Below are 11,285 nucleotides of genomic sequence, written 5' to 3' on the forward strand. Positions count from 1 at the left end.
GGCATGGCGGATCCGCATATTCCGGTCCTGCTGGCGCCGCTGCTGCGCGCGACCGCACCCATCGGGGGAGTCTGGCTGGACGGCACGTTCGGCGCGGGCGGCTATGCCCGTGGCCTGCTGGATGCGGGGGCCGATCTGGTCATCGGCGTCGACCGCGATCCGTCGGTGTTTCGCATGGCCGAGGCATGGCGCGGCCAGTACGGCGACCGCCTGCACCTGGTCGAGGGCACGTTTTCGGACATGGACGTCCTGGCCGGTCAGCCGCTGGACGGGGTGGTGCTGGACCTTGGCGTCAGCTCGATGCAGCTGGACCAGGCGGATCGCGGGTTCTCGTTCATGCGGGACGGGCCGCTGGACATGCGGATGGGCGGCGATGTGCCGTCCGCCGCGGACCTTCTGAACAGCGCCGAGGAATCGGACATCGCTGACGTGCTGTATCATTACGGAGAGGAGCGCGCCGCGCGCCGCATCGCGCGTGCCATTGTGGCCGCGCGCCCGCTGACCCGGACCACGCAGCTGACCCAGGTGGTCACCGGCTGCCTGCCGCGCACCAAGCCGGGGCAGAGCCATCCCGCGACGCGCAGCTTTCAGGCGATCCGCATCTGGGTGAACGACGAGTTCGGTCAGCTGGTCGCGGGCCTGTCGGCCGCCGAACGCGCATTGAAGCCGGGCGGCCAACTGGCCGTCGTCAGCTTTCATTCGCTGGAGGACCGGATCGTCAAGCGCTTCATGCAGGCGCGGTCCGATGCGGGCGGCGGCGGCAACCGCTATGCGCCGGTCACGCAGGTTGTGGAGCCGGCCTTCCGCCTGCCCTTCCGCCGTGCGATCGGTCCCGATCCCGAGGAGCTGGACGTGAACCCGCGTGCGCGTTCAGCCTTGCTGCGCGTGGCCGTGCGGACCGACGCTGCGGCGGGCGCGGTCGATGCCCGGTCGCTGGCCATGCCGCATCTTCCGGGAGCTGCGTGATGCGGTCGTTGACCTGTCTGGCCTGCGTGCTGATGCTGATGGGACTGGCCTTCTGGGCCTATCGCGAGAACTATGCCACCCAGGCCGCCATCGGAGAGATGTCCCAGGTCCAGCGCCAGATCGCGGGCCTGCGCGAGGAGCTGGGCGTGCTGCGTGCCGAATGGGCCTTCCTGAACCGCCCCGACCGCCTGCGCCAGCTGGTCGACCTGAACTTCGACCGGCTGGAACTGGGTCCGGTCGAATCGGGGCAGTTCCTGGACCTGGACCACATCGACTATCCCAAGCCGCCCCCGCCGTCGGCCGACATGGTCACCGACCTTCTGCCCGAAACCGATCCTGCCGAGGAGCCTCAGCCATGATCCGCACCCCCCTGCGCCCCCTGGCCCGCATCCTGAGAGCGCGCGAGCGCGGCGAGAACCCCGACGACATCGAGGCCGAGAACCGCCGCCGCCGCCACGAACAGATCCAGGACCGCGCCCGCAGGCGCGCCGAAGGTCGGCTGATCGTCATGGCGGGCTGTTTCATGCTGGCCTTCGGCACGGTCGCGGTGCGCATGGGGACGCTCGCCTCCAGCGCGGCGGCAGAACCGCGCGCGCAGGTGCTGTCGTCGCAGATCATCTCTCAGCGGGCGGACATCACCGACCGGCGGGGCAGGGTGCTGGCCACGAACCTGCTGACCCATTCGGTCTATGCCCATCCCCACCAGATGGTCGATCCCATCGGCACCGCGCAGGGTCTGGCCGAGATATTCCCCGACCTGGACGTGCAGCGCTTGACCCGCGACTTCACCGGCAACCGCAAGTTCATGTGGATCAAGCGCAAGATCAGCCCCGAGCAGATGCAGGCCGTCCACGACCTGGGCGAGCCCGGCCTGCTGTTCGGCCCGCGAGAGATGCGCATCTATCCCAATGCCGACCTGGCCAGCCACATCCTGGGCGGGTCCGGCTTCGGCAGCGAAGGCGTGAACAGCGCCGAGGTCATCGGCGTCGCAGGTGTCGAGAAGGCGTTCGACGCCTGGCTGCGCGATCCCGGCAACGAGGGGGCGCCGCTGGCCCTGTCCATCGACCTGACGCTGCAGCAGGCGATGGAGGACGTGCTGGCCTCGGGCATGAACGTCATGAACGCCAAGGGCGCGACCGGCATCCTGATGGAGGTCGAGACCGGAGAGATCCTGGCCATGGCCAGCCTGCCCGATTTCGACCCCAATGACCGCCCCCGCCCGCTGCTGACCGGAGAGCCGTCGGACAGTCCGCTGTTCAACCGCGCCGTCCAGGGCCAGTACGAGCTGGGTTCGACCTTCAAGATCTTCCCGGTCGCGCAGGCGCTGGACCTGGGGCTGGTCAACCCCGCGTCGGGCATCAATGCTGCAGCACCCATGCGGATCGGCCGGTTCCTGATCAACGATTTCCACAATTATGGCAAGGAACTGAGCGTGACGGACGTCATCGTGAAGTCCTCGAACGTGGGAACGGTGCGCATCGCGCAGCTGATCGGGCCCGAGCGGCAGAAGGATTTCCTGGAGAAGCTTGGCTTGTTCGTGCCGACCTCCATCGAGATGGTCGAAGCCCCCACCGGTCAGCCGCTGGTGCCCACGCGCTGGCCCGCCGTCACTGCGGCGACGGTCAGTTTCGGCCATGGGCTGGCGGCCAGCCCGCTGCACCTGGCGGCCGCCTATGCGACGATCGCGAATGGCGGCAAGCGCGTGACACCCACGCTGGTGCATGGACGACAACGCCCCGAGGGTGAACAGGTGCTGTCGCCTCGTGCCGCCGCGATGGCTGTCGACATGTTGCGCCAGGTCGTCACCCGCGGCACCGCCCGCCAGGCCGAGGTTCCGGGATACGAGGTCGCGGGCAAGACCGGTTCGGCGGACAAGCCCAGGGCCGCAGGCGGGTACTACGAGAACAAGATCATCGCGACCTTTGCGTCGGTCTTTCCGGCCAGCGATCCGAAATACGTCCTGATCACCATGCTGGACGAGCCGTCAACGACCATCAACGGGACTGCGGTGCGTACCGCAGGTCATACCGTCGCGCCCGTCGCCGCGGAAATGGTCCGCCGCATCGGCCCGCTGCTGGGGCTGGAGCCGATCACCGACGAAATCCTGCCGACGATCACCGCGCGCTTCGAACCGCGTGTTGAACCCGACGAGGAGGCTGCGGTAAGGCTCGTCGCAAATCAATGACGGGTGGGACTGTGGACAAGGACGACGTGACGCTGTCGCAGCTGGGGCTGCGCGCCCCCGGTGGGCGTGACCCGCGGATCACGGGGCTGTCCATCGACAGCCGCACGATCAAGCCCGGGCACCTGTTCGCGGCCCTGCCGGGATCGGCCGTCCATGGCGGCGAATTCATCCAGTACGCGCTGCGCATGCAGGCCGCCGCCGTCCTGACCGACCGTCAGGGCGCCGAGATCGCCGCCGACGTCCTGTCGGGCTGGGACGGGGCGCTGATCGTGGCCGAGGATCCGCGCGCAGCCCTGGCCGGCGCCGCGTCGCTGTGGTTCGCCGATCAGCCCGACCATGTCGTGGCCGTCACCGGCACCAGCGGCAAGACCAGCGTGGCCAGCTTCACCCGTCAGATCTGGCAGGCGCTGGGCCACAAGGCGATCAGCCTGGGCACGATGGGGGTCGAGGGCGATCACCAGGCGAAGCTCGCCCATACCACACCCGATCCGCTGACCCTGCACCGGGTCCTGGCCGAGGCGGTCGCCGCGGGCGTCACCCATGCCGCGATGGAGGCCTCCAGCCACGGACTGGATCAGCGCCGCCTGGACGGGGTGCGGGTCGAGGCCGGGGCCTTCACCAATTTCAGCCAGGATCACCTGGATTACCACGCGGGCTTTGACGAGTATTTCGCGGCCAAGGCGCTGCTGTTTAATCGCGTGCTGGAGGACGGCGCCGCTGCCGTCATCAACATCGACAGCCAGCGCGGCCGCCAGATGGCCGACATCGCGACCGATCGCGGCCTGGCCCTGACCACCGTCGGCACCGGAGAGGCCGCGATGCTGCGCATCCTGGGCCAGCGCTATGACGCGACGGGGCAGGATCTGCGGTTCTCGGTGATGGGGCGGGCGCATCTGGTGCGGCTGCCGCTGATCGGCGGGTTCCAGGCGGAAAACGTGCTGGCGGCGATGGGCCTGTGCCTGGCCTCGGGCGACAGCGCCGACGACATCCTGCGCGTGCTGCCGCAGCTGACCACCGTACGGGGCCGGATGCAGCTGGTCGCGCAGCGCGAGAACGGTGCGGCGGTCTTTGTGGATTACGCCCACAAGCCGGGCGCGGTGGTCGCGGCGCTGCAATCGCTGCGTCCGCATGTGATGGGGCGCATCGTCTGCATCATCGGCGCGGGCGGCGACCGCGACCGGGGCAAGCGCCCGCTGATGGGCGAGGCCGCGCGCGATCATGCCGATGTGGTGATCGTCACCGACGACAACCCCCGGACCGAGGACCCGGCCCTGATCCGTGCCGCCGTCATGGCCAGCGCGGGCCCCGACGCGACCGAGATCGCCGACCGGGCCGAGGCGATCCTGCGCGGTGTCGATGCGCTGCAACCGGGCGACGCGCTGCTGATCTGCGGCAAGGGTCATGAGACCGGCCAGATCGTGGGGCAGGACGTCTATCCCTTCGACGATGCCGAACAGGCCTCGGTCGCGGTCGCGGCACTGGACGGACGGATATGACACTCTGGACATCCGATGACGCCGCCGCCGCCACCGGCGGGCGGGTGACGGCCGCATGGGCCGCGACGGGTGTGTCCATCGACACGCGCACCATCGCCCCCGGCGATCTGTTCGTCGCGCTGCAGGCCGACCGCGACGGGCATGATTTCGTGGCGCAGGCCCTGGCCAGGGGGGCGGCCGCCGCGCTGGTCAGCCGCATCCCGGACGGCGTGGCGTCTGACGCGCCGCTGCTGGTGGTGCCCGACGTGCTGGTCGCGCTGGAGGATCTGGGCCGGGCGGGCCGCGCCCGCATGACGGGCCGGGTCATCGCCATCACCGGGTCGGTCGGCAAGACCTCGACCAAGGAGATGGCGCGTACCGCGCTGGCGGGGCAGGGCGTGATCCACGCAGCCGAGGCCAGCTACAACAACCATTGGGGCGTGCCGCTGACCCTGGCGCGCATGCCCGCGAACACCGATTTCGCCATCATCGAGATCGGCATGAACCATCCCGGAGAGATCGCGCCCCTGTCGCGCATGGCGCGGCCGCATGTGGCGCTGATCACCACGGTGGCCGCCGCCCATCTGGAGGCCTTTGGCGCGATCGAAGGCATCGCCCGCGAAAAGGGTGCGATCTTCGAGGGGCTGCAACCCGTAGGTCACGCGATCCTGCCCGAGGATCTGCCCGTGACCCAGATCCTGCGCGATTGCGCGGACCGGGCCGGCGCGGTGGTCGTGGGTTTTGGCGAACATGGCGTGGCGCGTCCGCTGCGCATCGTGCCGCAGGACGGGGCGCTGTCCTGCCATGCCCGCATCATGGGCGACACGCTGGCCTTCACCCTGCCCACCACGGGGCGGCATTTCGCGATGAACGCCGTCGGCGTGCTGGCCGCGCTGGCGGCGGCGGGGGCCGACCTTGCGCAGGCGGCGGCACATCTGTCCGACTGGCACCCCCCGCAGGGGCGCGGCGCGGTCGAGACGCTGGGCGGCATCCGCCTGATCGACGACGCCTTCAACGCCAATCCGGCATCGCTGTCCGCGGGGCTTGCCACGCTGGCGGGCCTGCAGGGCGGGCGGCGCGTGGCGATTCTGGGCGACATGCTGGAGCTGGGCACGGAAGAGGTCGCGATGCATCGCGCCGTGGCCGACGATCCCTCCATGGCCGCGATCGACCTGGTCCATTGTGCCGGCCCCCTGATGCGGCACCTGCACGAGGCCCTGCCTGCAGACAAGCGCGGGCTGTGGACCCCGACGGCGGCCGAACTGGCCGCCCAACCCGACAAACTGATTTCTGCCGGCGACATCGTGCTGGTGAAAGGCTCGAAATCCTCACGGATCTCGATGGTGGTCCAGGCGCTGCGCGCCGGTGCCGCCCAAGACAAAGGATAATGCCATGCTCTACTGGCTCAGCAACCTGTCCGAGGGCGGGGATTTCTTCAACCTGTTCCGATACATCACCTTCCGGGCGGGGGCCGCGTTCTTCACCGCGCTGTTCTTCGGCTTCATCTTCGGACGGCCGTTGATCAACTTTCTGCGCCGCGTCCAGAAGAAGGGCCAGCCGATCCGCGACGACGGCCCGCAGAGCCACCTGGCCAAGGCGGGCACGCCGACGATGGGCGGGCTGCTGATCCTGTCGGCGCTGCTGTTCTCGACCCTTCTGTGGGCGAGGCTGGACAACGGCTATGTCTGGATCGTGCTGCTGGTGACCGCGGGCTTTGCGATGATCGGATTTGCCGACGACTATGCCAAGGTGACCAAGCACAACACCAAGGGCGTCAGTTCGCGCATGCGGATGCTGCTGGGTCTGGGCATCGCGGCCTGCGCCGGGATCGCGGCGTCGCTGCTGCATCCCGCGGGGCTGACCAACCAACTGGCATTGCCGATCTTCAAGGATGTCCTGGTCAACCTGGGCTGGTTCTTCGTGCCCTTTGCGATGATCGTGATCGTGGGCGCGGCCAATGCGGTCAATCTGACCGACGGTCTGGACGGGCTGGCGATCATGCCCGTGATGATCGCCGCGGGCACCCTGGGCATCATCGCCTATACGGTGGGGCGCGTCGACTTCACCGAATATCTGGGCGTCCACCACGTTCCCGGCAGCGGAGAGATCCTGATCTTTGTCGCCGCCCTGATCGGCGGGGGACTGGGCTTTCTGTGGTACAACGCCCCGCCGGCTGCGGTGTTCATGGGCGATACCGGATCGCTGGCCCTGGGCGGCGCGCTGGGCGCCATCGCCGTCGTCACCAAGCATGAGATCGTGCTGGCCATCGTCGGTGGCCTGTTCGTGGTCGAGGCCCTGTCGGTCATCATCCAGGTGCTGTATTTCAAGCGGACCGGCAAGCGGGTCTTCCTGATGGCCCCCATCCACCACCATTTCGAGAAGAAGGGGTGGGGAGAGGCGCAGATCGTCATCCGCTTCTGGATCATCGCGCTGATTCTGGCGCTGATCGGCTTGGCGACGCTGAAGCTGCGCTGATACCGTCTCGTTTTCGCAAGGAGCCACCCATGATACCCGTTCAGGGCGTCGAAGAACTGACCGTCGCGGTGCTGGGGCTTGGCCGGTCCGGCAAGGCGACCGCCGCGGCTCTGGCCGCGGGCGGGGCGCGGGTCGTGGCCTGGGATGACGGCGTCGATACGCGCGACGCGGCCCAGGCCGATGGCCTGAGCATCCTTGACCTGACGCGCGAGGCGAACTGGCAGGGCATCGCGATGCTGATCGTCAGCCCCGGCATCCCGCATCTGTATCCCCGTCCGCACCCGGCCATCGCGATGGCATGGCAGCTTGGCACTCCGGTCGATAACGACATCGGCCTGTTCTTCCGCAGCTATGCGACCCGCGACTGGGACCAGTTCGACCGCGCGCCTCGGGTGATCGCGGTCACCGGGTCGAACGGCAAGTCGACGACCACTGCGCTGATCCATCACGTGCTGGAGGAATGCGACCGCCCCACGCAGATGGGCGGCAATATCGGCACGGGCGTGCTGTCGCTGGAGCCAGCGGTCGAGGCCGAGGTCGTGGTGCTGGAACTGTCCAGCTATCAGACCGAACTGGCGCGGGCGCTGACGCCCGACGTGGCGGTCATGACCAACCTGTCGCCCGACCACCTGGACCGCCATGCCGGCCTGGGCGGCTATTTCGCGGCAAAACGGCGGCTGTTCTCCGAGGGCGGTCCGGACCGGGCCGTGATCGGCATCGACGACCCCGAGGGGTCGTATCTGGCCAACCAGCTGTCGATGGGTCCCACCGACGACCGGGTGATCCGGGTGTCGTCGGGACAGAAGCTGGACCGGGCGGCGTGGTCGGTCTTTGCGCGCAAGGGTTTCCTGTCCGAATATCGCAAGGGGCGGCAGGCGGCATCGATTGACCTGCGCGCGATGCAGGGCCTGCCCGGTGCGCACAACCACCAGAACGCCTGCGCAGCCTATGCCGCCTGCCGCGCGGTGGGCCTGGCGCCGCGCGAGATCGAGGCCGCGTTCCACAGCTTTGCGGGCCTGCCGCATCGCAGCCAGACGGTCGCCCAGATCGACGGCGTCCGGTATGTCAATGACAGCAAGGCCACCAACGTCGATGCCGCCGCCAAGGCGCTGCAGGCCTTTCCGCGAATCCGCTGGATCGCCGGAGGCCTGGGCAAGGAGGGCGGCATCGCGGCCCTGCAGCCGCATTTGGGCGCGGTCGCCAAGGCCTATCTGATCGGCCATTCCGCCCGCGACTTTGCGCTGGAGATCGGCCAGACCCCGTACGAGATCGCCGACACGATGGAGCAGGCCGTCGCCCGTGCCGCGGCCGAGGCCGAGCCGGGCGACACCGTCCTGCTTGCTCCCGCCGCCGCCAGCTTTGACCAGTATCCGAACTTCGAAAAGCGCGGAGAGCATTTCGTGGCGCTGGTCCAGGCACTGGCCGCAGGGGCCTGACGGTCAGACCCAGTTCGGCGGGCGCTTTTCCAGAAAGGCGCCGATCCCCTCGACCGTTTCGGGAAGGGCCATATTCGTGCACATGACCTGCGCCGTGGCCGCATAGGCGGCGGCGGCTCCCTGTCCCAGCTGGTCGTGGAAGGCCCGTTTGCCCATGCGGATCACCTGGGGCGGCTTGGCCGCGATGCTGTCGGCCAGTCGCATCGTCTCTGCCTCCAGATCCGCGGCGGGGACGACGCGGTTGACCAGGCCCAGCTCCGCCGCGCGGGGGGCGGTGATGAAGTCGCCGGTGGTCAGCATCTCGAACGCGGCCTTGGGCGGGATGGCGCGGGTCAGGGCCACCATCGGCGTGGCGCAGAACAGACCGATGGAGACCCCGTTGACCCCGAAGCGCGCCCCGTCTGCCGCCACCGCCATGTCGCAGGACGCGACCAGCTGGCAGCCCGCCGCGGTGGCAACGCCCTGAACCTGGGCGATGACCGGCTGGGGCAGGGCGGGGATCATCTGCATCAGATGGGCGCAGCGGTCGAACAGATGCGCGAGTTGGTCCGGAGCCATCGCCTGCATCTGCCGCAGGTCGTGGCCGGCACAGAAGGCTTTGCCCTCGGCCGCAAGGATCACGACCCGCGTATCGTCGTCGATCCGGGCAAGGGCCGCGATCAGCGCCTCGATCATCTCCAGCGACAGGGCGTTGTAGGTCGCGGGCCGCGACAGCGTCAGGCGGGTCACGGGCCCAAGGTCGTGTCGCGTCAGCAGGTCGTCCATCTTGCATCCTCCCGAATTTGGCGAAAGCCTAGGCCGGGACGCATCGGGGGGAAAGCATGACGATCGTGATGGACAAGGATGCGCTGAACGCGTTCCTGGCGCGGGACTTTCCGCAGGTGGCCGGCAGCTATCGGGTGGAGTCGGTGACGGCGACGGGGCTGACCGCGCGCCTGATCACGGGGGACGATCATCTGAGGCCGGGCGGGACGGTCAGCGGTCCGTCGATGTTCGCGCTGGCGGACCTGGCGATCTATTGCGCGATCCTGGCGCGGATCGGCCCGGTCGGGCTGGCCGTCACGACGAACGCGTCGATCGACTTCATGCGCAAGCCCGCGGCAGGGGTCGATCTGCTGGCGGAATGCCGGATGCTGAAGCTGGGCCGCGTGCTGGCGGTGGCCGAGGCACTGATCTTTTCCGAAGGGGTGGCGGATCCGGTCGCACGCTGTTCGATGACCTATTCGATTCCGCCGAAATCCAGCGATTTCCGCGCCGTGTGATGGGGTATTCAGATACCTAAGTTTCAAGCCATTGATTTGGCGTCCTTAATCGGGCTTCGCTGCACTTGACGGATGGCGGGCAATCTTCGATATACCGCCATCTCTTACGATTACGACCCTGAAGGGACGACAGATGAAAACCTATACCGCGAAACCGGCGGAGATCGAGAAGAAGTGGATCCTGATCGACGCCGAGGGCGTCGTTCTGGGCCGCCTCGCCACGATCGTCGCCAGCCGCCTGCGCGGCAAGCACAAGCCCACCTTCACGCCGCACATGGATATGGGCGACAATGTCATCATCATCAACGCCGACAAGGTGCAGATGACCGGCAACAAGCGTGAAGACAAGAAGTACTACTGGCACACCGGCCACCCGGGCGGCATCAAGCACCGTACCGCGCGCCAGATCCTGGAAAGCGCGCACCCCGAGCGCGTGGTCGTCAAGGCCGTCGAGCGCATGATCAGCCGCAACAAGCTGGGCAAGCAGCAGATGACGAACCTGCGCGTCTATGCCAGCGCCGAACACCCGCACGAGGCCCAGCAGCCCGAAGTTCTGGATGTCAAAGTCCTGAACAAGAAAAACACCCGGAGCGCATGATCATGGCCGACGACATCAAAACTCTGGACGATCTGAAGTCCGCCGTGTCGGGCACCCCCGCCGCAGCCGTCGACGCCGCGATCAACCGCGAGCCGCAGATCGACAGCCAAGGCCGCAGCTATGCCACCGGCAAGCGCAAGGACGCCGTCGCACGCGTCTGGGTCAAGCCGGGCTCGGGCAAGGTCCTGGTGAACGGTAAAGAGATCAACGCGTATTTCGCGCGTCCCGTTCTGCAGATGATCCTGAAGCAGCCGTTCGAGGTTGCGGGCGTGGTCGGTCAGTACGACGTGCATGCCACCGTCAAGGGCGGCGGCCTGTCGGGCCAGGCAGGCGCCGTCAAGCACGGCATCAGCCAGGCACTGCAACTGCATCAGCCGCACCTGCGCGCCGCGCTGAAGGCCGCAGGCTTCCTGACCCGCGACAGCCGCGTCGTCGAGCGTAAGAAGTACGGCAAAGCCAAGGCTCGCCGCAGCTTCCAGTTCTCGAAGCGCTGATCTTCGTATCAGGACCAACTTTTCAAGGGGCGCAGCGAAAGCTGCGCCCCTTTCGCGTTCCGAAACTGCCGCCACTGCAGGCATCCTTGCCGAAATTCAGGGCCGAATGGATCCAGGCCCCTGTGATTCACCCTGATTCCGTCATCGCCCCGACATGATTCCATGCTTTTGTGGCACCGTAGATCGATGGCAGTTCTTGGGGTGCTTCCGCATCCCCTAAATTGCGACGCTAAATCAATGCGTTGCAGTTTTATTGCCGTGATCCGCCATTTTCTTGTTGCGTGTATTTGTTCTCGGGCCTAAACACCGCTTCACCGAAGGCGGGAACGCTGGAGGGGCCGGGAAGGCGGTGCTGGGAAGCGCGGTTGGAACGGGAGACATTCTGGGGATTGGG

General features: G+C 67.7%; 11 protein-coding genes. 10 read left to right on the top strand and 1 reads right to left on the bottom strand.

Annotated elements, in window-relative coordinates:
• Nucleotides 1-3 precede the first annotated feature (3 nt).
• From rsmH to murD, 7 genes are read left to right on the top strand one after another with little or no spacing between them, the layout of a single operon-like run.
• On the top strand, nucleotides 4-966 hold the full coding sequence (gene rsmH / locus LZ686_RS17960) for a 16S rRNA (cytosine(1402)-N(4))-methyltransferase RsmH (protein WP_349548647.1): 963 nt from the start codon (nucleotides 4-6) through the stop codon (nucleotides 964-966).
• Nucleotides 966-1,325, top strand: a complete 360-nt coding sequence (gene ftsL, locus LZ686_RS17965; protein WP_045982886.1) for a cell division protein FtsL — start codon at nucleotides 966-968, stop codon at nucleotides 1,323-1,325. The genes rsmH and ftsL overlap by 1 nt, the downstream gene beginning before the upstream one ends.
• Nucleotides 1,322-3,151 (top strand): peptidoglycan D,D-transpeptidase FtsI family protein, encoded by a 1,830-nt coding sequence (locus tag LZ686_RS17970; RefSeq protein WP_045982887.1) that lies wholly within the window; start codon nucleotides 1,322-1,324, stop codon nucleotides 3,149-3,151. Before ftsL ends, LZ686_RS17970 begins: the two co-directional genes overlap by 4 nt.
• Nucleotides 3,148-4,647: a UDP-N-acetylmuramoyl-L-alanyl-D-glutamate--2,6-diaminopimelate ligase gene (locus LZ686_RS17975; protein WP_205963156.1), complete on the top strand. Its 1,500-nt coding sequence runs from the start codon at nucleotides 3,148-3,150 to the stop codon at nucleotides 4,645-4,647. The genes LZ686_RS17970 and LZ686_RS17975 overlap by 4 nt, the downstream gene beginning before the upstream one ends.
• Nucleotides 4,644-6,014 (top strand): UDP-N-acetylmuramoyl-tripeptide--D-alanyl-D-alanine ligase, encoded by a 1,371-nt coding sequence (locus tag LZ686_RS17980; RefSeq protein WP_349548648.1) that lies wholly within the window; start codon nucleotides 4,644-4,646, stop codon nucleotides 6,012-6,014. The genes LZ686_RS17975 and LZ686_RS17980 overlap by 4 nt, the downstream gene beginning before the upstream one ends.
• Before the next feature lie 4 nt (nucleotides 6,015-6,018).
• Nucleotides 6,019-7,101 carry a phospho-N-acetylmuramoyl-pentapeptide-transferase gene (gene mraY / locus LZ686_RS17985; RefSeq protein ID WP_349548649.1) on the top strand — a complete coding sequence of 361 codons (1,083 nt, stop codon included), beginning with the start codon at nucleotides 6,019-6,021 and terminating at the stop codon, nucleotides 7,099-7,101.
• A 29-nt stretch (nucleotides 7,102-7,130) separates the two neighbouring features.
• A complete protein-coding gene (murD, locus tag LZ686_RS17990; protein ID WP_349548650.1) occupies nucleotides 7,131-8,537 on the top strand; it encodes a UDP-N-acetylmuramoyl-L-alanine--D-glutamate ligase in 1,407 nt (468 codons plus the stop codon).
• Nucleotides 8,538-8,540: 3 nt separating this feature from the next.
• Here the strand turns inward: murD and LZ686_RS17995 are convergent, their stop codons facing one another.
• The gene (locus LZ686_RS17995; RefSeq protein ID WP_349548651.1) at nucleotides 8,541-9,302 is read right to left on the bottom strand and encodes an enoyl-CoA hydratase; all 762 of its coding nucleotides are present in this window, start codon (nucleotides 9,300-9,302) and stop codon (nucleotides 8,541-8,543) included.
• A 56-nt stretch (nucleotides 9,303-9,358) separates the two neighbouring features.
• Here LZ686_RS17995 and LZ686_RS18000 point away from each other — a divergent pair, with 56 nt between their 5' ends.
• The 3 genes from LZ686_RS18000 to rpsI all read left to right on the top strand — a co-directional run bounded on the left by LZ686_RS18000 (nucleotide 9,359) and on the right by rpsI (nucleotide 10,891).
• Nucleotides 9,359-9,799 (top strand): PaaI family thioesterase, encoded by a 441-nt coding sequence (locus LZ686_RS18000; RefSeq protein ID WP_045982892.1) that lies wholly within the window; start codon nucleotides 9,359-9,361, stop codon nucleotides 9,797-9,799.
• Nucleotides 9,800-9,932: 133 nt separating this feature from the next.
• Nucleotides 9,933-10,397 (top strand): 50S ribosomal protein L13, encoded by a 465-nt coding sequence (gene rplM / locus LZ686_RS18005; protein WP_042248180.1) that lies wholly within the window; start codon nucleotides 9,933-9,935, stop codon nucleotides 10,395-10,397.
• A gap of 2 nt (nucleotides 10,398-10,399) precedes the next feature.
• Nucleotides 10,400-10,891, top strand: a complete 492-nt coding sequence (rpsI, locus tag LZ686_RS18010; protein WP_045982905.1) for a 30S ribosomal protein S9 — start codon at nucleotides 10,400-10,402, stop codon at nucleotides 10,889-10,891.
• Nucleotides 10,892-11,285 lie beyond the last annotated feature (394 nt).

Origin of the sequence: Paracoccus sp. NFXS7 (assembly GCF_040148865.1) — a bacterium.
Taxonomy (GTDB): domain Bacteria; phylum Pseudomonadota; class Alphaproteobacteria; order Rhodobacterales; family Rhodobacteraceae; genus Paracoccus; species Paracoccus marcusii.

Excerpts from the sequence above, each read along its gene's own strand:
- murD (WP_349548650.1), top strand. The coding sequence starts at position 7,131 with ATGATACCCGTTCAGGGCGTCGAAGAACTGACCGTCGCGGTGCTGGGG.
- rplM (WP_042248180.1), top strand. The coding sequence starts at position 9,933 with ATGAAAACCTATACCGCGAAACCGGCGGAGATCGAGAAGAAGTGGATC.
- ftsL (WP_045982886.1), top strand. The coding sequence starts at position 966 with ATGCGGTCGTTGACCTGTCTGGCCTGCGTGCTGATGCTGATGGGACTG.
- rsmH (WP_349548647.1), top strand. The coding sequence starts at position 4 with ATGGCGGATCCGCATATTCCGGTCCTGCTGGCGCCGCTGCTGCGCGCG.
- LZ686_RS17995 (WP_349548651.1), bottom strand. The coding sequence starts at position 9,302 with ATGGACGACCTGCTGACGCGACACGACCTTGGGCCCGTGACCCGCCTG.
- rpsI (WP_045982905.1), top strand. The coding sequence starts at position 10,400 with ATGGCCGACGACATCAAAACTCTGGACGATCTGAAGTCCGCCGTGTCG.
- LZ686_RS17970 (WP_045982887.1), top strand. The coding sequence starts at position 1,322 with ATGATCCGCACCCCCCTGCGCCCCCTGGCCCGCATCCTGAGAGCGCGC.
- LZ686_RS18000 (WP_045982892.1), top strand. The coding sequence starts at position 9,359 with ATGACGATCGTGATGGACAAGGATGCGCTGAACGCGTTCCTGGCGCGG.
- mraY (WP_349548649.1), top strand. The coding sequence starts at position 6,019 with ATGCTCTACTGGCTCAGCAACCTGTCCGAGGGCGGGGATTTCTTCAAC.
- LZ686_RS17975 (WP_205963156.1), top strand. The coding sequence starts at position 3,148 with ATGACGGGTGGGACTGTGGACAAGGACGACGTGACGCTGTCGCAGCTG.
- LZ686_RS17980 (WP_349548648.1), top strand. The coding sequence starts at position 4,644 with ATGACACTCTGGACATCCGATGACGCCGCCGCCGCCACCGGCGGGCGG.